Source organism: Bacillus sp. MMSF_3328 (genome assembly GCF_030733525.1).
Classification (GTDB): Bacteria; Bacillota; Bacilli; order Bacillales; family Cytobacillaceae; genus Bacillus_AB; species Bacillus_AB infantis.
The window spans coordinates 1-26,368 of the sequence record NZ_JASHIV010000014.1; the positions used below are offsets into that span (position 1 = coordinate 1).

16 protein-coding genes are annotated in these 26,368 nt (G+C 40.6%); all 16 read right to left on the reverse strand.

Annotation, left to right across the window (positions count from 1 at the left end):
• Nucleotides 1-351: 351 nt before the first annotated feature.
• The gene (locus RBB45_RS18870) at nt 352-1,431 is read right to left on the reverse strand and encodes a glycosyltransferase family protein (RefSeq protein ID WP_306010170.1); all 1,080 of its coding nucleotides are present in this window, start codon (nt 1,429-1,431) and stop codon (nt 352-354) included.
• On the reverse strand, nt 1,428-2,558 hold the full coding sequence (gene wecB, locus RBB45_RS18875) for a non-hydrolyzing UDP-N-acetylglucosamine 2-epimerase (protein ID WP_306010171.1): 1,131 nt from the start codon (nt 2,556-2,558) through the stop codon (nt 1,428-1,430). Before wecB ends, RBB45_RS18870 begins: the two co-directional genes overlap by 4 nt.
• 3 nt (nt 2,559-2,561) lie before the next feature.
• A complete protein-coding gene (locus RBB45_RS18880) occupies nt 2,562-3,674 on the reverse strand; it encodes a capsular polysaccharide biosynthesis protein CapF (RefSeq protein ID WP_306010172.1) in 1,113 nt (370 codons plus the stop codon).
• Between the two features lie 15 nt (nt 3,675-3,689).
• Nucleotides 3,690-4,727 (reverse strand): polysaccharide biosynthesis protein, encoded by a 1,038-nt coding sequence (locus RBB45_RS18885; protein WP_306010173.1) that lies wholly within the window; start codon nt 4,725-4,727, stop codon nt 3,690-3,692.
• A gap of 6 nt (nt 4,728-4,733) precedes the next feature.
• Nucleotides 4,734-5,969, reverse strand: a complete 1,236-nt coding sequence (locus tag RBB45_RS18890; RefSeq protein ID WP_306010174.1) for a glycosyltransferase family 4 protein — start codon at nt 5,967-5,969, stop codon at nt 4,734-4,736.
• Entirely contained in the window at nt 5,966-6,832 is an 867-nt protein-coding gene (locus tag RBB45_RS18895; protein ID WP_306010175.1) for an NAD-dependent epimerase/dehydratase family protein, read from the reverse strand. The genes RBB45_RS18890 and RBB45_RS18895 overlap by 4 nt, the downstream gene beginning before the upstream one ends.
• The gene (locus RBB45_RS18900) at nt 6,829-7,464 is read right to left on the reverse strand and encodes a sugar transferase (RefSeq protein WP_306010176.1); all 636 of its coding nucleotides are present in this window, start codon (nt 7,462-7,464) and stop codon (nt 6,829-6,831) included. Before RBB45_RS18900 ends, RBB45_RS18895 begins: the two co-directional genes overlap by 4 nt.
• Before the next feature lie 255 nt (nt 7,465-7,719).
• Nucleotides 7,720-9,540 carry a polysaccharide biosynthesis protein gene (locus RBB45_RS18905; RefSeq protein ID WP_306010177.1) on the reverse strand — a complete coding sequence of 607 codons (1,821 nt, stop codon included), beginning with the start codon at nt 9,538-9,540 and terminating at the stop codon, nt 7,720-7,722.
• Nucleotides 9,541-9,814: 274 nt separating this feature from the next.
• Complete coding sequence (locus tag RBB45_RS18910; RefSeq protein WP_009792717.1) at nt 9,815-10,579, reverse strand: tyrosine-protein phosphatase; 765 nt, start codon at nt 10,577-10,579, stop codon at nt 9,815-9,817.
• Nucleotides 10,580-10,677: 98 nt separating this feature from the next.
• On the reverse strand, nt 10,678-11,382 hold the full coding sequence (locus RBB45_RS18915) for a CpsD/CapB family tyrosine-protein kinase (protein WP_148975745.1): 705 nt from the start codon (nt 11,380-11,382) through the stop codon (nt 10,678-10,680).
• Nucleotides 11,372-12,112 (reverse strand): YveK family protein, encoded by a 741-nt coding sequence (locus RBB45_RS18920; protein WP_306010178.1) that lies wholly within the window; start codon nt 12,110-12,112, stop codon nt 11,372-11,374. The genes RBB45_RS18915 and RBB45_RS18920 overlap by 11 nt, the downstream gene beginning before the upstream one ends.
• Before the next feature lie 581 nt (nt 12,113-12,693).
• Complete coding sequence (locus RBB45_RS18925) at nt 12,694-17,235, reverse strand: endonuclease (protein WP_306010179.1); 4,542 nt, start codon at nt 17,233-17,235, stop codon at nt 12,694-12,696.
• 89 nt (nt 17,236-17,324) lie between these two features.
• On the reverse strand, nt 17,325-19,988 hold the full coding sequence (locus tag RBB45_RS18930) for a 5'-nucleotidase C-terminal domain-containing protein (protein ID WP_306010180.1): 2,664 nt from the start codon (nt 19,986-19,988) through the stop codon (nt 17,325-17,327).
• Nucleotides 19,989-20,655: 667 nt separating this feature from the next.
• A complete protein-coding gene (locus RBB45_RS18935) occupies nt 20,656-23,118 on the reverse strand; it encodes an S-layer homology domain-containing protein (protein ID WP_306010181.1) in 2,463 nt (820 codons plus the stop codon).
• 561 nt (nt 23,119-23,679) lie between these two features.
• Nucleotides 23,680-24,777 carry a glycosyltransferase family 4 protein gene (locus tag RBB45_RS18940; protein WP_306010182.1) on the reverse strand — a complete coding sequence of 366 codons (1,098 nt, stop codon included), beginning with the start codon at nt 24,775-24,777 and terminating at the stop codon, nt 23,680-23,682.
• Complete coding sequence (locus RBB45_RS18945; protein ID WP_306010183.1) at nt 24,774-26,234, reverse strand: O-antigen ligase family protein; 1,461 nt, start codon at nt 26,232-26,234, stop codon at nt 24,774-24,776. The genes RBB45_RS18940 and RBB45_RS18945 overlap by 4 nt, the downstream gene beginning before the upstream one ends.
• Nucleotides 26,235-26,368 lie beyond the last annotated feature (134 nt).

A 26,368-nucleotide genomic window follows, 5' to 3' on the forward strand; every position in this document is an offset into this window, starting at 1 on the left:
GCATATTTATATGATCTAATAATTTTTATCATAACCTCATAAATTAATTTTACATCGTTTTCTCCAATAGGAAGTTCTTCTGCTTAAATCAACTTTTCTATATTGGTACATCTAACTTCTAGAACAATGTCTTCAAATAACTGGGTTCCTTCACAGATATACTATAAAGAAAAAATCGTACATCCCCAATAAAGCAAATTCTTAAATGTTCCTAAATTTTTCTTAAAGTTGTTTTGGATATACAAATTCATTAATCATTTCCCCTTAAAATTTTAAACACTAAAATAATTGTGTTGTAAAGTAGAGGTTTAGATATCTCTCATCAAATCTAAGAGCACAAATAATTAATATTTAGTTTTCATATAAATATTCCTCAATCTTCTTGTCGAATTCTTGATTATTCTTACTTATATCCGAAATAAATTGTTGACAACTATTATCAAACACATCAAAATCAAGCGATTTATACCACTGATAAATTTTATCAGGGAGATTCTCGTTAATCTCATCAACTACATATCCGATATTATACTCTAGTATTTTCTTAGCCATATAGGTATTTGCATTAACTAAAATTGGTGTTCTATAGTAAATACCATAATATAACTTAATGGAAAGTGCGTAATCAAGAGAAGTATTATTGTTACCGTAAAGGTTGTTTACAATATCAGTATTTTTAATAAAATTTATTGTGTCATTAACAGGAAAAGCAGGATAAAATTTTCCGTTGTTAATCCCACTTTCTTTACAGTACTCTTTTAATACTTCCGCATTTGTTCCATAGAAGTGCAATTCAAATCTCGCATCATTTTTAAAGATATTCAAGAGTCTTTTATTATTTTCAATGAATCTTACATTTCCAATAAAAGTAATTCTTAATTTATCTTTCTTTGATTGAAAATTAGTTCTTGGCTCCAGTCCGGACAATAAACCCTTATTAAAACTATGAACATGAATATACTCATGATTTGGTAAAAATTTTTTATAGCCATCAGACGATATAGTGGCGAATGCTGCATTTTTTATTACTCTTTCATTTATTTTTGAAATAATTGGTATATCTTGATAAAGATAATCTCTATAATTTAAGCAATATTTATTAGCCCAATTTTTTGATAAAAAATTAAAGAATAACATTGCAGTTATTTCATTCCAAACAATTACAAAGTCATATTTATTTTTTTCAAGGATTGGTTTAGCAAAATGAACAAACTTATAATATTGAAGTATTTTCTTAAATTTATTATCTTGTGAATTTATAATATTAACAAACCTATATATATTTTGAGCTTCAATTTTTTCCTCTTCGCCATACTTATCCATATAAATGATATCAAAAGGTATACCCTTTGAAATTAGCTTATCTGTATAGATAGAAATCAATGTCATGTGTTTTATATTTACAGAACTTAAAATACAAATCTTTTTCAACTATTTTTCCCCCATACAACCCTGTTCACATAATCTGTATAAGACAAAATAATTCTTAGCACCTTATCTGAGACATTAGGCATACTATAATCTCTAACAAGCCTTAATGCATCATTTTCTTGAGACTCTAATACATCAAGTCCTTGTAATATTCTTTCCTTCCTTAGTCCAACCATTATTACCGAGGCTTCTTCCATCGCTTCTGGTCTTTCATGGGCTTGTCTAATGTTAAGTGCTTTAAACCCTAGAATGGATGATTCCTCACTAATCGTTCCGCTGTCACTTAAAACAGCTTTAGCATTGATTTGAAGTTTAACATAATCATTAAACCCTAAAGGTTTCATAGTTATCACTAAAGGATTGAACTTGATTTGCTTAGAGTCAATCATTTTTTTAGTTCTAGGATGTGTACTCAAAATCACAGGTTTATTATATTTCTCAGCAACAGTATTTAAACTATCAACTAAATTTAAAAAATTTACTTCCGAATTAATATTTTCCTCTCTATGTGCTGATACTACAAAGTAGTTCCCTTCCTCTAGATCTAATCTTTCTAATACATTTGAGCTATCTATGTCACCTTTTCTAGTGTTAAGAACTTCGAACATCGGACTCCCTGTTTTAATAACTCTATCCGAAGGGAATCCCTCCCTGAGAAGATATTCTCTTGCAATATCACTATAGGTTAAGTTAATATCAGCAGTATGATCAACAATTTTTCTATTCGTTTCTTCTGGAACTCTTTGGTCAAAACATCTATTACCAGCTTCCATATGAAAAATCGGAATATGCCTTCTTTTAGCTGCAATTGCAGTTAAACAGCTATTTGTATCACCAAGAACCAAGAAAGCATCTGGCTTTACCTCTTCAAAAATTGGGTCAATTTTAACTAGAATATTACCTATAGTTTCTACAGCTGTTCCCGTAGCCGCATTAAGAAAATAATCTGGCTTCCTTAAATTGAAATCTTTAAAGAATACTTCGTTCAACTCATAATCATAATTCTGTCCCGTATGGACAAGTGTATGTTCAATTGCATTTGATTCTTCCAATTTATTAATAACAGCCGACAACCTAATAATCTCTGGTCTCGTTCCCACGACTGTCATGACTTTCAATTTCTTCATTAGTTATACCTCCACAAAGTAAGTGTCTGGCTTTTCTGGATCGAAACCTTCGTTCGCCCACATAACTGTTACAAGGTCTCCTTTTCCTACATTTACTATAGAGTGAGTATACCCTGTAGGAATATCAACAACTTGTAACTCTTCTCCACTTACGCGATACTCAATAATTTCTTCACAATCGATTTTTCTGAAACGAATTAATCCTTCTCCACTAACCACTAGAAATTTTTCGTTTTTAGTATGATGCCAATGATTTCCCTTTGTAATTCCAGGTTTAGAAACATTGACTGAGACCTGACCTCTTTCAGGTGTTCTTATAAACTCTGTAAAAGAACCTCTATGATCAGTATTCATTTTTAAATTATAAGAAAATTGATCTTTCGGCAAAAAGCTTAAATAGGTGCTATAAAGATTTTTAACCAACTTTTCTTCCATATTTGGAATACTTAAATTTGTTCTGCTTTCTTTGAAACTCATTAAAAGTTTAGCTAGTTCTCCAATTTTTATTTTATGTGTTACTGGCACAACACAAAAATCATCCTCTTGTAAAGTTGGATTCCCTTCTACAGCCTTCATAAATTCTTCTATCACATCATCTATATAACAGAGATTCAACTCAATTTCCGGATCATTAATCTGTATATCTAAGCCAGTAGCAATGTTGTGACAAAATGTGGCAACTACAGTATTATAATTAGGTTTGCTCCACTTACCAAATAAGTTAGGCAATCTATATACATAGACCTTTGCATCAGTCTCATAATAGTGATTAAATAGTAGGTCCTCTCCTGCTTTCTTACTTTTTCCATAAGGATTGTCCTTCTCTGCCTGTATAGATGAAGTAAAGAGAACAGGAGCCTTATTATTATGCTTTTTTAATAGCTCAAGTAATTGAGAAGTTAATCCAAAGTTGCCTTCCATAAATTCTTTTTCATTTGTCGGTCTGTTAACTCCAGCTAGATGAAAGACGAATTCACATTCCATAGTAAATTTTTCGAGTAACTCAGGATCACTTTCCCTGGAAAACTCAAAAACATCATTGTACCCTCTATTTTTAAGCTCAGCTATAAGGTTTTTTCCCAAAAACCCTTTTGCTCCTGTAACAAGAATATTCATTATTCTAACCCACCCTTAATTCATAACGTGTACTTTTTTATTCCACTCATTTAATTCGTTTCGTACATAATCTAATTCCAGTAGCTTTCCTTTAATTTGTTCAATGCTAAGAATTTGTGTATTCTCTGAATTATATTCTTCTACAGTAGAAAGCTTTTGATCTCCCTCCGCAAAGTACTTATCATAGTTCAAATCTCTTTGATCGGCAGGCACCCTATAAAATCCAGGTAAATTTTCTGATTTAACATACTCCTCTTTTGTTAAAAGTGTTTCGTAACGTTTCTCCCCATGCCTTGTGCCAATAATTTTTATTTCGTTTTCGGCATTAAATAACTCCTTAATTGCTCGGGCTAAATCTCCAATAGTACTTGCTGGAGATTTTTGAACCATAATGTCCCCTGCATTTGCATTTTGAAAAGCAAACACAACTAGTTCAACTGCTTCTTCTAGACTCATAAGGAACCTTGTCATATTAGGATCAGTAACTGTTAATGGCTGCCCATTTTTTATTTGATCAATAAATAAAGGAATGACAGATCCACGAGAGGCCATTACATTACCATATCTCGTTCCGCAAATAAGAGTTCTTTCAGGAGAAACTGTTTGGGATTTGGCAACAAAAACTTTTTCCATCATGGCTTTAGAAATTCCCATTGCATTAATCGGATACGCTGCTTTATCGGTCGAAAGACAAATCACTTTCTTTACACCATATTCAATAGCAGCTGTAAGTACGTTCTCTGTACCTAAAACATTTGTTTTCACCGCTTCTAATGGGAAGAATTCACATGAGGGAACTTGCTTTAATGCAGCTGCATGGAAGATATAATCAACTCCATGCATAGAATTCTTGACACTTGATATATCTCTAACATCACCTAGATAAAATTTTAGTTTGTCGTTCTTATAAAGTTTTCTCATATCATCCTGCTTCTTCTCATCCCTGGAAAAGATGCGGATTTCCTTTATGTCAGTACCCAAAAACCTTTGCATGACAGCATTTCCAAATGAACCTGTGCCGCCTGTTATCAATAAAGTTTTATCTTTAAACATATTATTTTAGACCTCCAGTATCTTTTTCATCAAGTTCACATATTGTTGGGTACATTTTTCTTTTGTATATTTCTCTAAAAAAATACCCCTGCTTTTTTTCCCCATGTATTCACGTTTATTATAATCGTCACGCAGTTCCTCTATAGCTTTAACCAGGTTGTAACTTTCTCCTGCTTTCATAGCATATCCGGCATTATTTTCTTTTAGATCTTTAGCTATATCTGACTCCTCTCCTATAATCGCAATTACAGGCTTACTAGCCATCATATAGCTGTAAGTTTTGCTTGGTACAGCCAGTCCAGTCAATCCATCTGATAGACTGACGATGAAACAATCACTAATATTAAGTGCATCTTGGAAATCTTGCCCATGCAAGAAATCAAAAACTGTAACATTGTTTAACTCCTCATTTTTCACAATATCTTTTAACAGATGCATTTTATTCCCATGTCCCGCAAAAAGAAATTGTACATTGCTGTCATTTTTAAGTTTCCGGATTGCGTCAATTATAGTATCAAGATCCTGAGCAATCCCCATATTTCCGAAATAAGAAACTACCAGATTTCCGTCCTTTTTAATGGATTTGAATAGTTTATTATCAATGGAAGCCGAAGAATTCGAAACTCCTTTATCCTCGTACCAATTAGGAATTACTTCGACCTGGTCTGCAGATAATGCAGGTCTATGTTCAAGCAGATAAGATTTCATTTCATTTGATAATGCCACCACTTTGTTTAATCGCTTATAAATTCCTTTGTTTATAAACTTCATCACTCTGCTGATTAAACTTTTTTGAGATATAGTGTTCGTAACATGTGCAATCTCGGGATAGATATCATAGCAGACAAATATTATCTTAGTGTCAAAGAATTTATTCGCCAGTGCTGCGATGAATGGTAACACTGGGGGATTAGAATAGACCATTATTGTCTTATAATTTCTTAACTTCATGAAGCGTAAAGCAACAGCAGATGTAAAAGAAAAATAATTAATTAATCTTCCAATAATATTACTTCTTTTTAGTTGAATATATTTTAGCCGTTTAATATCAATATTCTTGTATTTTTCTCTTAACGGAACTTTATTTGATAGATTGTATTCTTTAGGATACCCACATAAAACTTCAACTGAAAAACCTGCATTACTAAGAGAATGTGCAGTATCAAATGGAAGTGTAGCAGATGAGATGTACTCCGGATAAAAGTACTGACATAAGAACAATACATCCTTCTTTTTTTTCATATAACCTCTTCTTTCTGAAAATCCATTTCTGTAAGCCTAATAGACTCTGCTAAAGAAATTTGCTCATTTATCTCTAGTTTAGTAAGGCTTTTTTCGTAAACCAAGTTACCGAACACTTTATTAACTGTTTCGTTCCTCTTCAATAAAGCAAGTAAAGGATTAAATAACTTAGTCAATAACACGGTCTTACCATGTGCCTTTGCAATTAAATCAACCATCTTGCTTGTATTCACATAATCCTCATTTTGTGGAAAAAATAATCCATTACCACAGCTATCCACTACACACTTAACAAATTCTGATAAATTATCTATATAAATCATACTTCGATTATTGTCTATATCCGGAAAAATAGGTGTTTTCAATGCTAGTTTTGCCAATCGATTATAGTTACCTTTACAACCCCGTCCATATATCATTGGAGGTCGCAGAATGGCAACCTTAAATACATTACTCTCTAAATTTGCGATTAACTTTTCTGCTTCAAGTTTAGATTTCCCATAATTACTCTTTGGTTTTACCGGAGTATCCTTATTGATAATACCAGTTTCAATGCCATAAACACTCATTGAACTAAGGAATATGAACTGCTTAACCCCCTCAATCTTTGCCTTCTGAACAACTTCGAATGCCAAGTCACGGTTCACTTTATAGTAGAGATGTGCATTTTCTTCAGTTTCTTTTATATGTGCTATCCCAGCCACATGATACACAACATCATAGCTTGAAAAGTCTTTCTCTTTCCACGAATCATTTCTTAGACTAATAGAATCAATTGAATATTTCTTCGGTTGTCTTCCAAGCCATTTTACTAGGCTGGTACCTACATAACTATTTTTTCCTGTTATTAGTATTCTTTTCATCGAGAGGTATGCTCCTTGCTGCTTGCAACTTCTTTCTTTGCTGTAGTGCCAGTACCGCCCTCTATAACCCCGTCACTTTTTAAAACTCTAACCACAGTTCCAAAGAAACACTTTATATCCATTCTTAGACCAAGCCTTTCAACATACTCCCCATCCAGCTTTGACTTAGTCTCAATGGGTAACTCATCGCGTCCATTAATTTGTGCCCATCCAGTCAAGCCTGGCGGAACAGCATTAGCTCCATACTTATCACGTTCAGCTATAAGATCGTATTGGTTCCATAATGCTGGTCTTGGTCCTATAATGCTCATCTGACCTACGAAGATATTCCATATTTGTGGCAACTCATCAAGAGAAGTTTTCCTCAAAAACTTTCCTACCTTTGTTATATACTGTTCAGGATTCTCCAATAAATGAGTTGGAGTATCTTTTGGAGTATCAATCCTCATAGTACGGAATTTCAAAATATTAAAATGTGTCTTGTTAATTCCTAGACGTTTTTGTTTGAATAGGACCGGTCCCCTTGAGTCGATCTTTATAGCAATAATTAAAATTAAATATATAGGTGATAATATGATTAGACCGAATAAAGAAAGAATAATATCAATCAATCTTTTAATTTTCATGTACATGGGTAGAAACACTCCTTTAGAAGATTATTTAGTAAGTTAGGACTTAATTGGTTATGGTCTCTTTCCAATTAACTGCTAAGCTACTAAACACATAATGACTTTGACTTCTTATGTAACAGGCCAGGTATATATCCCTCCATCTCTAAGGTCCTTGTTATGAAACATGACCTTTTCATAAAAAAGATCTAGACATACAATAAAATAAAACTTAGTATGTCTAGAATATTTAAGATTAGTTGAACTCATTTATTATCACTATTTTGCAAGAGAAAAAGTTTTATTCTCTCTCCGATTAGCCACATTGATCACAAACTCACTAATCTCCTGCACCGTCATCGTTTCAAATCTATCAATCAAATAATGCACTTCATGCTCCTGCTCGAGCACAGCTTTTCCAATATGTATCTTCGGAAATACTGCTTTTGTGTGCACTTCTTTTTCATTAAGAAGCTCTTCGAACATCTTCTCCCCAGGACGGATTCCCGAGAAGTTGATCCCGATTTCTTCTATAGTATAGCCAGACAGCTGGATGAGGTTTTTCGCCAGATCGACGATCTTGACCGGTTCTCCCATATCGAGGACGAAGATTTCTCCGCCGCGTGCCAGGGCCCCTGCCTGCATGACCAGTCTGGATGCTTCCGGGATCGTCATGAAATAGCGGGTCATATCCGGGTGGGTGACCGTTACCGGGCCGCCTGCCTGGATCTGCTTTTTGAATAATGGGATCACACTGCCGCGGCTACCGAGGACATTGCCGAAGCGGACAGCGACGAATTTCGTTTTGCTCTGCTCGTCCAGCGCCTGGATGACCATTTCGGCAATCCGCTTGGTAGAGCCCATTACATTGGTCGGGTTGACCGCCTTATCGGAGGACACCAGCACAAATGTGCCGACCCCGAATGTATCAGCTGCCTCGGCGACATTTTTCGTGCCGATGACATTGTTTTTCACAGCTTCTTTCGGATTGTATTCCATGAGCGGCACATGCTTATGGGCTGCTGCATGGTAGACCACATCCGGCTGATGCTCTTCCATTACTTCAAAAATCCTCGCCCGGTCCTGGATATCAGCAATAACCGGCCTGATTTCCAGATTCTCGATTTTGAGATTACGGAGCTCCATGTCAATCAGATAGATGCTGTTTTCCCCATGGCCGACGAGAACGATTTTCTTCGGATGGAATTTAATCACCTGGCGGCAGATTTCAGAGCCGATGCTTCCGCCTGCCCCTGTCACCATGATCGTCTTGCCTGTAAGCTTTTGCGAAATGCTTTCTGTATCCAGCTGGACAGGCTCCCTGCCGAGAAGATCTTCAACCTGGACATCGCGGAACTGATTGACCGAAACGTTTCCAAGCATAACATCCTCAATCAGCGGCATGATCACCGTTTTGGCATCTGTTCCTGCACACTGTTCGAAGATATTCTTCATTTCTTCCTTATTCAAAGAAGGAATGGCAATGATGATTTTATCTATTTGCAAAGTTTCAACTGATTTACTGATGCGTTTAGAGCCGCCGACTACCGGAAGCCCGTGTATTTGGAGACGGAATTTCTTCGGGTCGTCATCGATAAAGGCAACCGGCTTGATGCCGGCGTCTGTATTTTTCAGCAGCTGGCGGGCAAGCATGGTGCCTGCTGCTCCTGCACCGATGATCAAAGCCCTGGACTGTTCAACCTGCGGCTTGATATAGCGGTCGCGGTAGACACGCCATGCAAAGCGCGAGCCCCCAATCAGGAGAACGTGAAGCATCCAGGCGAGCATAAGTGCCCGGAAGTAAATGTCCTGTATGACAAGCTGCTGGACAACGGCTGTCATCATAATGGAAAGGCTGACTGCCTTTACGATGCTGACAAGCTCGCCTACGCTCGCATATTCCCAGGCCTTGTTATAGAGCCGGTAGATGCTGGCGAAGATATGGTGGCTTAAGAGCAAGGTAATGGATGTCAGCATCAATGTTTCGTATTTGAAAATCTGAAATGTGGGATGAAGGGTAATATAACTGAGATAAATAGCGGACAGCACAATAAGTGAATCCAACGCAACCAGAAAAGTTAAGCGTTTTTGAAATGTCATCCATAATCCTCCTATAGCTTTAGTATAATAAAGTACACATGCAAATAAATATCTAATGAAAGCACACGAATGTTCATGTGTTTCCATTAGATATTTATCATTTTTATGTAAAAGGGCATCCAACCCGCCCTCACACCACTCCAATGACGACAAGCGTCTAAGGAAAAGATCTCTGATCCCACAGAATGGCCGAGTGCCCCCTTGGATAACGGCGAGGAGACATCACCGGTTCTTTATGTAAAATTCAAAATGACTGATATTTCGAACGATCAAATTAGAACAGACCCATGAACTTCTTCTTTTTAACCCGGCTGGGTATTTCTTTAATTACGTTCTGCCCCTGAACAAGGAGCTCTGCATTCTCTGTAAATAAGAAGACCGTATCAACACCGTATCTGCTGTCAATCTCAGCGAAAGCCTCCGCCATTTTGAAGCCCCGCTTTGTGGTGTTATGGGCATCTGAAGCGATAAAGTGCGTCAGATTGGCTTCAATCAGCTGATGGGAAAAGCCTTTGATCTTCTTCCCGAAGTACCCGCATAAGCTTGCAGCTGTCACTTGTGTTAATGACCCTTTTTTGACCAATTGGTATAACACGTCAGGACGTTCCATGATTTCAGCATTGCGCTCAGGATGCACAATGACCGGTGTCAGGTCTTTCATCTGCAGATCATATAAGAGCTGCTCTGTGTAGCGCGGTACATGCCCGCTTGGCAATTCAATGAATACATAAGGCGAATTGGCAAGGGGAAGGATTTCCCCTTTATCCAGGTCAGCCAGCAGATCCCCATTAATCCGGGTTTCCTGTCCGGCCAGGATTTCAAGGCCGATTTTTTCCTGCTTCAGTACATCATTCACTAGAGAAACTTTATTCTGTATCTCTACTTTAGTATTATCGTAGCTTTCATTTCTATGATGGGGCGTCGCAATGATTGTATGAATCCCTTCTGAAACAGCCTGCCTGGCCATTTCTATCGTTTCACTCATATCCTTGGCTCCGTCATCAACTCCGGGCAATATATGACAATGGATATCAATCATTGCGCCCAACCCCTTCCAATTAAATGTTAATAATCTAGGACTTTTTTAATATACCATTCTGCTCCTATAGGGTAAATAAGAGATTTTGTCGAATCTTCTTATTTTCCGCCATAGTAGTAATAGTAATGCGAATCCTGAAGCTTTTTCTGATTCAGCACTGCTCCAAGCAGCTTGCCCTTGGATGTTCGGAGAAGCTCTGTCGCTTTTTCCGCCTGTTCCATTTCTGTGTAGCCGCTGCTGATCACGAGCATGGTGCCCTCTACCTTGTTAGCCAGGATCTGGGCATCAGCTACAGCAAGAATCGGCGGAGTATCGAATAGGACGACATCAAATTCCTTCTGGACATTTACCAGGAATTCTTCCATCGCCTGTGAACCAAGAAGTTCAGCAGGGTTTGGCGGAATCGGTCCGCTTGTCAGCACAGAAAGATTTTCAATCGCTGTTTCTTTAACAGCTTTTAACAGACTGGAGCTTTTCGTCAATACATTTGTCAGACCGTTGTTGTTCGTCAGGTTGAAGGTATAATGGGCAGTAGGCTTCCGCAGGTCGGCATCAACCAGCAACACCCGCTTGTTCTGCTGCGCAAATACTACAGCAAGATTGGCCACTGTTGTGGACTTCCCTTCCCCCGGACCGGATGAAGTCACCAGGATGGAACGGACATCCTGATCAACGGATGAGAATTGAATATTGGTTCTTACGGTCCTGTACTGCTCGGCAATCGGAGATTTTGTGTTATAAGCTGCCACCAGCTTTCTCCTGCTGTCATTCACAGATGCTTTCGGCTTCTTCTTAAACAGCATCCCGTTCACCTCCACGCTGCTTTCGTGCTGCTTTCTCTTCCATGGCTCCTGTTTCTTCATTAATAATGGCAATCGTGCCAAGCACAGGCAAATCCAGCAGTTTCTCGATATCCTGCTCTGTTTTTACCGTGTTGTCCATGTATTCTAATAGGAAGGCAAGTCCAACACCTGCCATCAAGCCGACTACGAGGGCAATGGCCATATTCAGCAATTTGTTCGGTTTGATAGGTGCCGGATTGTCAGTGAGCTCTGCTTTCGCCAGAATTTTGACATTATCAATATTCATGATTTCAACGATTTCACGCTTGAAGACATTTGCCGTTGTGTTGGCGATATCCGCTGCCATATTGGCATCAGGATCCTGGACTGTAATGGCCAGTACCTGGGAGTCCGTCTGGCTGCCGACCGTAATCTTCGAATCCAGCTGGCTTGTCGTTATATCAAGGTCCAGCTCCTCTTTTACCAGGTCAAGGATTGCCGGGCTCTTTATGATGACATTATAAGTGTTAATTAATTGCAGATTGGTCTGGATTTCACCGGTATTATATACCGGCTGGTCGCTCTTGGCCTGGTTGACCAGCAGCTGTGTTGTAGACTGATAAATGGGAGTGAGGTAAAAGTAACTGATGAGACCGCTCGTTGCTACAGCAACGAAGGCGATAGACAAAATGAGACCCAGACGCTTCCTTAATGTCTGGAAAAGCTCTTTCAAACTTATTGTTTCCTCCATTGGGTTCCTCCTGAAAAAAAATGTAAGGTTATTGTAAAACACATAGTATTATAGCATATCATATATCAAAAAATGGTTATAATGGCATGATTTTTACAAGATCCGCTCGACTTTGACAGCAATCTGGCAATTATTTTCCTCATTAGTCCATTAAACTATAAAAAACTGCATATTTATAGTTTAAATTGGATTTTGGAAGAAATTACAATCCGCTGTCCTGCCGTTCAATTCCTTAAAAAAAGCACTCCAAGGAGTGCCAACGGAAATTTGGGAATTGAATATGGGGAATGTGATAGCAGCAGGAAAATTCTCATGGCCAGAAGGTGCCAAGGAAATCGCAGCTGACTATCTCACTCTTTTTTCAATTGATAACCTTACATCCATATTATCACCTTATCTATACAGATTGTCTAATCATGCTGTATTCCCAGCATTTTTGTATTCTGGGTATTTTTTGAATAAATAGACCGCGAAACGTCTTTTTATATAACTGTAGGCATATAGTAAATTTTTAGTTCTTTATTCTGTTGATTTTTCCAAAATAAAAAATCAGCTTCCCTCTTAGAAGGAAGCTGATCTCATTAATTGGCTGTTCTGAAAATCTGATTGGCCCACTCAGGATGGTCGATGAACGGATTGCGGTTTTCCTGGATACTGTAGATGACGTTATTGCGGTTCATTTCAAACGCATCGACAGGATCCTGTTCATTCCACTCTAGCAGGACAGACAGCTTGCCATGGTAAGGATTCGAGCCGTTGTTAAGCAGGTCATTCAGCTCAAGATCCACCCTGTCTCCATTTTCGTAGCGGACTGCCATATAAAAGAGCATTCGCGCTACATCGCCTTTTACGCGGTCAGGCGGCTCAAAGGAATTGGCGCTCCTTTTGCAATCGCTGCAGTTCGTTACAGCACTGCCGCCATTGGCAAAGTCCAAATTACCGCGCGTGCTGTTGACCTGGACATCTGTTGGGCGGAGATGGTGGATATCTGTTCCCGGTCCATTGGTTGTACCGAAATCGCCATGGGACTTGGCCCAGACATGCTCCCGGTTCCAATCGCCGACATTCCCGCCGTTTCTGTCTTTAGATCGGGAAAGGCCGGAATAAAGAAGAATGACGTTGTTCGGGTTGTTTGGATCCTCATCTGTTTCTTTCAACGCATCCCATACCTGGCTGTAAGAAAGAACTTTATGAGTCTTGATAATATCGTGCAGAGCAGCCTTCAGCTCACTGCCTGTCTTGCCTGCAGCAGCCGTATAATAGGAATCAACCGGCTGTTCAGTCTGTTCTCCTGTAACAGTTAATTGAAAAGTAAGCTGAGCTTCTTTATCGCCATCAGTGCCTTTGACTGTTACCTGATACGTGCCTTCCTCAGACTCAAGGAAGGTAAGCGTGCTGCCGAATACATTTCCCCTTGTGGATGTATATGTGAGCTCATCCCCGTCCGGGTCAGTAAAATAATTGCTCAAATCAATTGTTAAAGATTTGTTTATTTGAACAGTTTGATTGCTGATTGGACTGGCTGCCGGAGCCCCGTTTTCTACAGGGTGAAAAGGAGAAGCAATAGCTTCCCCTTTCACATTAGTGAACTTGATATTCGATGTATCGAAGCCGTCTGTAACTGTCCATTTCTGAACGTTTTCAGCACCGCGGATTTCTTTTACATTGCTATTGTCGATGACTACTTCTTTAATCACAGTACCTTTAAAGTCAATGATCGCATCCGCTTTCGCTGGCTTGATCACTACTTTTGTATCTGCAAGGCTTTCACCGTGGAACTCAGCGTATTCACCAGTAAAGTAGATGCCGTCTTGAATGACAGAGCTTCCTTTTACAGTGATGGAAACACTAGGTTTTGAAATGGTCAGCTTCTTAGTCTTAAAGTTATTAAACTGATAGTCTTTTTCTGCTGTGATTGGCACTTCCGTTTCACCTGAGAAATCAATTTGCGCCAATACCGGATCATGGTCGCTTGCACGGCCAGCCATGTCAGTAAAGTCAGCATTGATATGAAGAATATCAACCTTCGTATTGTCAACAAGATTATTAGATACAAGGATATGATCAAGCACTTGGGAATTGCCCTGATATACATAAGTGTATCGGTCAGAAGCTTCCACTTTATTGATCATATTCGTCATAATATCGCCTTCGTGGATTTTTAAAGACTGAGAGAATTGATAGTCATTAAAATCACCTAAAGAAACGATGTTGGCATCAGGGTTTTCTGCTTTGATACCAGCTGCAAAATCATGGACGATTTTTGCAATCTTATGGCGCTGTACTTCACTTCCATAGACAGGAGGCTGCTGTGATCCAAATAAAGGTGTATCCCCTGACTTGGAGTTCCAGTGATTGGCAATGACAACGACACTTTCACCCTTAAAATCGAACTGGGCTGCCAGGGGCTTTCTGCTGTCATCGAATGCGCTATTTGTCGGGTCAATACGCCCTGGGTTATGCGTTAACTTGCCATTTTCATAGCCAACAGCAGTGGTTGCATCTCCTGCAGGAATACCTTCAGTTAAAGAAACCCGCTCAGGATTGTATAAGAAACCTACCCTGATATTGGCATTAGGTGCACCGCCGTCTGCATTATTGACTGGGTCGATATTAACGTAGTTGTATTCTGCACCGCCGGCTGCTTTGATTGCTGCTATAAGTCTTTCATAGCTTTCAGAAGCATCTGAATCTCCCGCAGATCCGCCATTATTATCCTGAACTTCTGTTACACCGATAATGTCTGGGCTCTGCATGTCAGTGGCCAGGGCACGGGCAAGCTTTTGTGCTTTGCTGTCCGGGGACGAAGATTTATTATTCGAGAAGTTCTCCAGATTATAGGACGCAACGGTCAGCTTATCTTCAGCTTTCACGATAGTCGTCTGTTCAGGTTCAGCTTCACCTTCAATATGGGCTTCTTCAAGATCAGCCAAAGCTGCATAGATTTTGTAGTTTTGATAAGAATATCCGACTACCCCTGTTAAAGGACCTTCGAATTTGTCGCCTGTTGCCACTTCAAAATCACGGGCTTCGCCATTTGGCTCCAGACGGAACTGGATTCTGTTTGGATTTTGATCATTTTCTTCATATAATAGGCCGCCATGAAGTGTATCGGTTTCTGCACTTTCAAGGACTGTTACAAGATCTCCATTTTCCTGCGGAGCTACAGCCTTTACATCGCCGACCTGGACTCTCATGGATTCAAGACTCTCCCAGAAATCAATAGCATCCTTTTCCGGATTGAATACTTCCAGGTTATCGCTGTCGATATGCCCGCTTGGCAGATTGCTTTCATCAATGACAATCGGCTCTGGAAGGCTGACCCCGCTTTCAAGTACAGTTACATTCCCGCCTCTATCATTCCTGACTGTAATCTGTGTTGTCTTCAGGTCTGTTGTCTGGCGGTCACTGTACCCTTCAATGGCGTACTCGCTTACTTGTCCTGTTACTGAAACGAGATCTCCCACTGTGATAGGCCAAGGGCTGTTCCCACTGTATAACACAAGCGCTTCTGAAGTATCAGGATCATTATCAGCCAGCTCATCAGGTGTCTGGATATGATAATAATAGGAACCGGTGGATTGGAATGCATAGGTTACAATACCCTCGATTCCTTCCACTGTTTCCCCTGCAAACGGAGACGTGTGGTTCTTTGCTTGCAAATCATGGATCTGCAGTGAGTCTGTAATCGTGTATTCATATGTTGTAACTTCGCTCAATGTACCATCTTCAGCCTTTACAACTGTTTTCAGTACTGTATCTTCTGTGATTTGGATAGGTGCAGTATATTTCTCGCTTGCATCAGTCGGTTCTGAACCGTCTGTTGAATAGAAGATTTCTGCATTGGCAGTTGAAGTGGATAGCGTCACTTCAGTGCTGCCGACAAATGTGCCGCTTCCCGGTACAGCTTGAGCCGGGCGAAGAGCAGCACTGTCGACCACGATATCCTGCGCGCCGCGCGGGATGATCTGGTAGTCATTATCGAACTGCTGGACAATGCCAGTAATAGATTCATAGACCGTTCCCACTTCTAAGCCCAGCGTTATATACTCATCCCTGACTATGAAACTGCCAGTTCCATCTGTGGCTGTGAAATTAGCTCCTGAGGAATCGACGCCAGTAAGATCCAAGTTCTTGACTGTCACCAGCTGTGATTCAAGTGGTTCGCCGATTTCATTTCCTGTTACTGTTCTAGAAGCCGGAGCTTCTGCTTCGTTCTTTTCTACAATCACTGCTCCATCAAGCTGAAGCAAGTTTCTATAAACTGCAAGTTTACCTGTCAGTGTTACCTCATCGCCAACCTGTGCATCAAGAGAAGCCGGGCGAACCGCAATACCGCCGGTCGCATCCTGGACAGACACAGTATTCTTAAGGTTTGCAGCTACAACACCTTTAATAGTGACCGTTTCTCCAACTGCTGCAGCTCTTGCATCAGCGATTGAAATGATTTCAACATCGCCTGGCTCTTCCGGATCCGGTTCTCCCGGGTTCTCACCTGCTGATCCATCCATTTGGTGGATTCCAAGGTTTGATGCGTCATCTTTTGGCAGGGCAGTCCATTCGTCCTCGGGAACAAATGCATCATCCGCTATAGTGTCTCCGGAAGTGACAGAGCTTTTTCTGACCAGCGTCATATCAGCTGTTTTAACAGTTGTACCCCAGTATGTTCCTGGATCCACTCCGAGTTGGCCAAATGAGTCTACTATATTTCCAGATTTCTTTAATACAAGAGCATCGTCACCATTAAAGTTAATGACACTGCTGTTAGTAGTATCGCTCTTACTCAGTATTTCCGCAGAAGCTTGACCGTGTGAGATTACATATGTCTGCTTATCTGCCAGCTCACCTGATAAAGCAAGCTTAAATGGGTTAATGCTGGATCCATTAGTATACAGCTCAAGAGAATACTGGCTTAAGTCAACCGAAGAGCCGGTGCCATTATATAATTCAATTGCTTTATTATAACTAGCTCCTTCAATATACTCTGAAATAATCAGATCTGAAGCAGCAGCTACTGTCTCCGCTTTTACCGTTGACGGTACAGCAGCAGGAACAAATAGGCTTGTCACTAAACCAGCTGACAAAAAGGCATTTAGCGGTTTTTTCCACTTTCCTTTTTTCATAGTCGGCCCCTTTTTAATCATAGTTTTTGTAAAGCTATAGTCATTTCATTGCAGGTCCTCCTGGGAGACCAGAAGGATCTGCTTTATAATCAGTCTAGAAATTCTGTATCGCCATCAACTTCTACATTGTTGAATTCAATGGTAGAAGCGTCGCCTTTGATGTACAGGTTTCCTTTTACATGCGCATGCTCAAGTTTGTCTACTCCGGTCACATCCACTGTCACATTTCCGCTATATACTTTTGGCGCTGCTTCTGTACCGCTGAATCCTGAAACTTCCACCACTTGTACAATGCGGCCTTCAACAGAAGGGTTAACCGTTCCCAGTTCCTTCACATATTCCTGAAGCACTTCCCAATCAGTTAGTCCCAGATCTGTTACACGGCCTTCTTTATATGCGTTTTCAAATACTTTATAGTTGTCTCCGCCTTTTGCAGTGAATGCATTAGTAGCTACAACATATTCTTTTTCCAGGTTTAACGCTTCCCAGTTTCCATCTTTGTCCTGAACTGTAACGCTAGTTACTCTATCGTTTGCACCTTTAGAAGTATCATAAGTGAACTTTAAGCCTGACACTTGAAGGAACCCGCCGTTTAGTGCAGGTGCAATGCTCACACTCTGCTCCAGAGCGGCTTTCACTTCGGCACCTGTTAAGTTCATTGTTGCCAGAGTATTTCCGAAAGGCAATGTCGTGATCAGTTCCCCGACTGTGATTTCCCCGCTATTAATTGAAGCACGAATACCCCCGCCATTTTGGAACGCTATGACTGCATCTTCATTATATTGCTTGGCTTTTCTCAGCATTCCGTCGGCAATCAGGTTTCCAAGATTGGTTTCCTGGTTTCGGACTACCGCTTGGCCACCTATGTTTTGAACCAGTTCAACTGAAGCAGTTGCACCTGTCGGTTGTTCTTTAAGCGTCTTTACTTCATCTGCATAAGGCTTCAGAATAGCTGCCGCACCTGCATCTTCTGTCTTTTTAGAAATATCCACCAATTCACCCGCATGGCCGACAACCTTGCCGTCTTTATCAAATTCGACATCCAATGTTCCCAGGAAGGTACTGTATTGATAGGCTGTCACGATTACTGTCGGCTCATCTCCATGAGTGTCTACAACCGGCTTATAAGTGGAAGCATCGCGGGAATCTGTCCCCAGGAAAGTATGAGAGTGTCCGCCCACAATGACATCAATGCCGTCAACAGCTTTAGCCAGTTCCTGATCATTGTCGAAAGCCGGGTTATCATCATACCCGATATGTGTTAGAGCGATAATTTTGTTGATGCCCTGCTCTTCAAACGCATCGACTGCTTTTTGAGCTTCCTCGATATAATCCTGGAACTCAACGCTGCCCGGGCTGGAAATTCCGGCTGTCTCTTCTGTAGTCAAGCCAAGAATACCGATCTTCTCTCCATCTACTTCTTTTACGATGGCATTGTAGATCTGTCCGTCTTCAGGATTTGATTTCACTTCTTCTGTATTAAAGATATCATCGAAATGGCTGTCCTTAGAGAAGTCTACATTAGAGCTGACAAATGGGAAGTCTGCACCTTGGACAAATTCTGCAAGTGCCTGATGACCCTCTGGACTTGATCCAAGATCAAACTCGTGATTACCGAATGTCATGGCATCGTATCCCATATAATTCATAAGCTCTAAGTCAGCTTTACCTTGGAACTTATTGAAATACAAAGTACCTGAGAATACATCTCCTGCATCAAGCAGTAAAGCGTCCGGATGGCCAGCTTCGTACTCCTTAATAGCTGTAGCACGCTTTGCGGCATTGTCAATGTTTGCGTGTGTATCATTTGTATGCATAAGTGACAGATTGAAATTTTCAACAGGTGGATCTGTAGGTGTACCCGGATTTGATGGCGTACCCGGATTTGGAGCCTGAGGTGCTTTAAACGTAATGTCACCGATAACAGACTTGCCATTAAATGATAACAATTTATAGGTCTTGCCTGACTCTTGAACAGAAGTTGTCAATTCAACCGTCGTATAATCTCCGTCAGCCGGTGCAGAAGGAAGAATCTTGACTGCTTCTACTTTCAGTCCGCCATCAAATGAAAAATCTGTTGTCAGGACATTTTCTAATTGACCTTTTACTTTTACGCGAATCGTAGTATTGTTGACCGACTCCACACTGACGGCTTCAACCATGTTTTCCATTACCATCGCGGATTTATGTAGGAATATAGCATAATCCCCGCGTTTTGCGTTTAGATTGACTCCAAACTCATCTTCAGTGGTTCCTTTTGTCACACCATTAGCAGCCAAGGCTTGTACAGCATTTTTGTACATTGGTGTTACATCTTTGAATTCCATGCTGGAGTTGCCTTTAAGTCCAAATCCTTTATGCAGCCAAATGGCCAACTCTCCGCGGGTAATAGAGCTGTTTGAATCAAATGTAGTTTTTGTTTTTCCTGATGTAATCCCTGCTGCTTTAAGAGCATTTACTGCACCTTCTGCACGGGCAGGAACATCTTTGAATCCAGAGGCGGGAGCAGTTTGAGTATTTAAGCCCAGAACCTTCGCTAATAATACAGCTGCATCTACACGCTTAATTTCGGAACTAGTCCCAAACGAATACGCATTTAAACCTTTACCGCCTTTAGAGATAACAAAATCGACAGCATCCTTATAGCGATCTGTTACATCTTGAAAATTTGCGGCGCTTGCTGTTGGTGCCACTGCCGAAACTACGACAGCTGCAGTTGCTGCTGTTGCTAAAAATTTACGGTTTTTGGTCATCCTAGTGCCTCCTCAGTTTTTAAAATTGGCAAATACTCAGAAAAATATCCAAAAATAGTCCTATTACTCTATCAATTCACAAAATACCTTGAATTAAGAATAGTAAGACCAGAGCTCTTACATTATAACAAAAGACCTACGCAGTTTGCACATATTTATACATATTTTACGGGATTTTTACATTTGTATGCGCTTTATGTCGAATGTTAATTTTGTAAATACACCAGAACATTCGCCTTTTGCTGATGTTAATACTTTTTTCATATATCTTTTTTCACATCTCTATTTGACTTCTATTTGAGAAACTGTATTGACAGCAGCGAATAAGCGCTACTTCGTCTCTAGTAAATGATTTAGAATTTTTATAATAATTATATTGAAATTATTATGTATTGCATTATTTTCTTTTCCCACTAGAATAAGCCAGATTTTGATAATTGTATTAGGATCGATTATTTTCTTCTTTATTCGTATAAAAAGTAATTTCACAGGGGAGTATTAGCAGATGATTTCTACACAGGGATTAATACGCTTGTGTTCAGCCAAATTTATTTCAGTAAGGGATTCATTATAGGTATTCCCTTAAGTGAAAAGTGCAATATTTTCTCAGTACTGTTTTAAAGCAAAAAAAACCCTATTTCAATGTTGAAATAGGGTTTTAATCTTATTAGTTAGCAGTTACTACAGTAGATTTAGTTAACTTGTTACCAGTGATATCTTCTAAGCTAATATTAGATTCGTTATCAGTAACACCTACAGTAACTGTCTGAGATGTGTTGTAAGTTGGTACAGTCAGGGAAATTTTGTTATCTCCAACTACTCCGTCTACAACTCCAGTGTAAGCTACAGTAGTTCCGTTAACACTAACAACAAAGTCGTTGTTATCTCCAGCAAGTAAAGTAGTCGCATCTACATTTTCACTGAAAGTAAGTTCAACTGAAGTTGAGCTTGCTTTTCTAGCAGCTGTAAGTACTGGCTTCACATTGTCAACAAAACCACCGGCAATGTTTTCAGTGCGATCAGCTGCTGCAACCTTGCTGCCTGCAGTAGAAACTACTGAGTCTGAAATTGTCAGAACTGCACCACCAGTAGAAGCAACACTTGCAGCTGGAAGCTCAATCTTAACAGTTTGAGTATTTCCATCGAAGTAGATGTTAGTTCCAGCTGGAAGAGCTTTACCATCTAACATATAGTTAGCAAGGGTAGTAGCTGAAGTTGTCATTGTAGTGCTGTAAGATACAGTGATTACATTATTAGCAGCAACAGCAGATGCAGAAACTGTAGAAGCAGATGCTGATTTAGTGAATGAAACAGTAGTTGCACTATTGTTGTTTCCAGCTAAATCTTTTACTGCACCAGCAGCTAAGTTAAGAGAATAGTTGCCGATTTTGAATGCACCATTAGTTTGAACTGCACTAGAAGCTACCTGAAGGATAGTCGGGTTGCCGCTAGCATCATTAACGATTGTAGCACTATTGATTGCTTGTCTAACACCATCTTTATCAGTCAGCGTAAGCTTAGAAAGGTCTGCATTTTTGATGCTCTCATTGAATCTTACGTTGAATACTTCATTCACTCCTGCAGTTGCATCAACATCAACGATTTCATTGAAGCGAGTTACAACAGTTGGAGCTGTTTGATCCTTGCTCAATGTAACGTTAGAAGTATAAGTTGTTCCGTATAGGTTGTTTGAAGTCGCTTTGAATCCAGAAACTTCAACCACTACGTTAGAAGTGCTTTGATTAGTATCATATACTTTAATTTGACCATTGTCAGACAATGTTAAAGTATACTCTTTACCTGAACCAGATGCTACAACCCCTAAGTTGTAACCGCCCTTTTTAACAGCAAAGTTAGCGCCAGTCACTTCTTTGTTGAAAGTAACTTTCAAAGTGTTGTCAGATAACTGTTCTACTTTAGATACTGTAGGTGCAGTAGTATCATCAGAGATTACTACAGAGCCAGTAAGTACAGAAGATTTGTTTCCAGCAGCATCAGTAACACCGCTTACTAGTACCTGGTGAGATCCAGACGCAAGACCAGAAGCACCGCCAGAGATTGTAACTGTTTTTGTTAGACCTGAGATAGCAGCAACAGATCCAGTCTTGTCAACGCCGCCAACTTTAGCAAGTTCTACAGAAGAAACATAATCGTCAAAAGTTACTTTAACGTCGCTTCCGTCACGAACAACTTCAGTGATTGTTGGAGCTGTTGTATCAGAGAATACCCAAGTTTTTGAGAAGTTCTCAGCAAGACCTTCCAGTTTAGAGTTCAGAACTGATTTCTTTACAGTAAGCTGAACAGCTTCATTGTTAGCCAGTCTAGCATTGTCAGTAAGAGTAAGAACTACACGCTTAGCGTTGTTTTCGTCAACTTCAGCAGTGAAGTTTGTTTCACCAGCGCCCGCTACTGTTAATGAATAGTTGCTTTCGTTTTCAGCAGTCACTTCGTCAACAGCTGTATTGAAATCAATTACGATTTCTTTTGCGTTTACAGCTGAAACGTTAGAAACTTCTAAAGTTTTAACAACTTCAGCAGCTCTCTTAAGGAAGATTGCAAGATCACCGCGAGTGATGTTCTGGCTAGTTCCGAAAGTTGTTTCAGTTTTACCTTGAGTTACACCATACTCATAAAGAGCTTTGATGTAAGAACCGAAGTTAGGGCCAAGGTCTGTGAAAGGAACTTTAGCATCTGATTCAAGTTCGTAGGCATTAGCAAGGATCTTCGCCATTTCACCGCGAGTAAGCAGTGCGTTTGGAGCGAAAGTTGTTTGTGTTTTACCAGAAATAACCCCTTTAGCTTTCAGTGCAGATACAGCAGCATCGTAGCGGCCAGTATCAGAGAAGCCTGAAGCTGGTACGTTAGTCAGGTCAAGCTTAAGAGCTTTTGCCAGCCAGATTGCAGCATCACCGCGTTTTACATTGTCGTGAGTGCCGAATGTAGTGTCGCTAGTACCTTGAGTGATACCGTTAACTACTAGGTAGTTTACAGCGTCCTGGTATTTTGCAGCAACGTCTTTGAAATCAGATACAGATGCTGCGCTTGCAGCAGGAGCTACAGCAGATGCAACGATCGTTGCAGTAGCAGCTGTTGCGATGAACTTGCGGTAAGACTTAGGTTGATAAGCCATGTGTTTGTTTCCTCCCTGTTTTGTAAATAAAGGTTTTTAATATTTTCGAAGATTGAATCTTCGATGAACACCAATTTGTTGCAGTTTAGCAGATTCCTATTTCCGTCAAATTCCCCCATGTTTCGCGTTGCTATGTAGGTGAAAATGGAGCATTCCTGGAAGAAAAACAGTGCTTCTCTCCTAAATGACAGAATAGAACTACTATACACGTATTCTATTCTACCAAAAATGGATGATATTTCAACTGTTTTTTACAATATTCTCCCTGCAAACTGTTTTTTGCCAGAAAACCCACTTATGCCATGCATTAGGAGTGTAATACCAGCAACAAAAATTATTATACAGGTAATTTACTTTAGATGGAAGAATTACCATGGCAAAATAATACTAGTTTGGCATAGTAATTGTTTCCAGTACTTCCACCTCTTATTATAGACGATGTGAGTTTTGATTTAGTTTCAGGTTTTTTTATATTATTTTCCAAGAAAAAAAGCATGCAGAAGAGCTGCATGCTTTGCTGAACTCACCTTGCCAGTGTATGCACGCCGGCTTTGGTGTATGCTATATTTTTTTGTATGTTTCCAGAGTCTGGTCGGCGAGCTGTTTGACAGAATAAAGGGCCGAAGCTTTTTCGTAGAGTTTGTCTCCCATATTTGAGAGTTTTCCCTGATCCTTCGCTTCAGCTGCAGCCAGAATGGCTGACTCTATGGCAGATGCATCTTTGACAGGCACAATCCAGCCCAGCGAAGGATCGGAAATCAAATCCTTCACACCGCCCACATCTGTAGAAATGACCGGAACATGGGCGCGGGCCGCTTCCAGAATGACGAGCGGAAAGCTTTCACTGTAGGATGCGAGCAGCTTGACGTCAGATAAGGACAGATATGAGTGAACATCATCATGGAAGCCGAGGAAGCGAACTTTTTCCGCGATCCCTTTCCTGGCAGCTTCCTTTTCAAGCTCCTCCCGTATCGGTCCGTCGCCGATCAAGAGCAGCGTTGTATCCGGTCTTTTTTTCAAAAGGCTCTGGAAAGCATCAAAGACAACGGTGTGGCCTTTGATTGGATGCAGGCGCGCCACCATGATGACGGCAAACTCCTCTTCTGAGAGCCCTAAATCTCCCCTTGTCAGATTGTTTTTCAATTCTTTATCAAAGGAAATGCCGTTATAGATAGTCGTAATTTTCCCTGCCGGGATGCCAAAGCCGGTGATCATGCTTTTGAAGCGTTCAGATACGGCAAAGAAATGATCAATTTTACGGATGACATTCATATTGATTGCAGTAAAGACACGGCCTTTAATCCCGCCTTTGATAAAGTCCTGCTCAGGATTGCTGTGGATCGTGGTGACCCATTTGAACGGAATCATTTTTCTCACCATATAGGCGAAAAGGTTCGCCCTCGGCCCATGAGTATGGACAATGGTGATTCCTTCATCTTTGATGACCTTTTTAATCCTTGATAAGATGGACAGGTCATAGCGTGATTTCTGGTTGAAGAAGACCAGCGGGATCCCAAGCTCCCTCGCTTCCTGTGCGAGTTTGCCTTCCTGGAAAACGCCAAGCAGGATGTCCTCGGACTTTAGATGGCTTAATAAAGAAAGAAGGTGGTTTTTTGAACCACCTGTCTCCCCTCCGCTGATTAGATGCAATATTTTCATGATTGCTCATTCCTTTTGATTGTAAATGTTCCGGCAACAGCTGCCAGCATCATGAAGAAATACGTTGTATATGTTTTATCTTCCCAAATATTGTAGAGAAGCGCACAGGCAAATACTGCCAGCAGGACGCTCATGAGGGCGATTGCCGCTTTGGATTTCTGTCTGTTTTTCCACAGGAAGAACAGCATGCCTAAGAGGAACACGGCAAACAGGATGACGCCAACTGCCCCTGTCTGGGCGATGATCTGGATATACTGGTTGTCCGAATAGATGTCATTCTCGATGCCATAGTCATCATAGATCGGCGAAGAATAGCTCTTTGCCGCTGAATCGCCGTAAGTGGCAAAGCCTGTACCAATAACCGGATGGTCTTTGAAAATTTCAAAGCCCTTGTTCACAATGAACAGACGGCCGGTTGTCTTGCTGAGCTCAACGGTCGACATCTCGAATGTTTCCTTGAAGCGCCGCTCCTCGTCTGAAGGCTGCTCAGTCTGGTCTGCAGGCGTTTCGGTGCGCGGTACATCCTGATCTAGGCCCTGGAGCTTAAAGTAGTTCGCTCCTTTTGTCACCGGAATATTGACCAGGACAACTGCTATCAGGATGCCGATAACGATATTGCGGGCCCTCTTCCACTCTTTTGTGAGCAGGATATAGACAACAAAAGCAATCACAAAGCCGATATAGGTCCCGCGTGAATAGGTCAGCGTGATGACGCCAAGCATGAGCACAAGGCCGATATTGATGAACAGCCTTGTTCTGCCATTATTGACGAGCTGCTTCAGATACACGCCAAGCATGAACGCAATGGACAGGTATACAGCCAATACGTTCGGATTGTCGATCAGTCCGTAGATCCTGACGCGGTTATTATAGGACAAAGAACGCGCGACCCATTTTTCCGGCATAAGAAGCGTCCTCAGGGAAAGCTTCTCTACAAGTCCGTGCAGACAGAGCAGGATGGCCATGAAGAAGGTTGTCCAAAGAAACTTCAGTATATCTTCTTTTGTAATATTCAGGCGCCTCACAACATAAAACACGATATACGTGATCAGGAAGGCCCTGAGCTGAAACACGATGGCAGTCGGCGATACACCGGTCAGGAATGCCGAGATGGCTCCCACTGCACAAAAGGCGAAGAACGCCCATTCGAAAATATGGAATTCAAATATCTTCTTCCATTCTTTCTGAAGAAGATATTTCAGCACCACACTTGCGAATGCCGCCAGGATGATCAGATCTCCTGCCATCTTCAGCGATGGATTTATTTCAATCAAAAACGAACGGGTCGGAAAATAAATCAGCAGGTTCAGCAGGCCATTCTTCGGCGAGAAAAACGCATACAGGGCCAATAGCGCCGATACCCCAAGCCCGACAAGTGAATGGGGAATTATGAGTGCAAGGATGATCAGAGGCACGCTTATGAGTGCAAAAGGAAAATCTCTCCATGAAATATTCATCAATCTAGGTCCTTTCTTGCCTTTTACTTTGCTTATGCAGGATAAAAGGCTTGAAAAGTAGTCTTTCAAGCCTTTTGTGTTCTAAGAAGGCAGTCCAATAAAGTTCTCTCCATTTATAACATGGGGAACTGGAG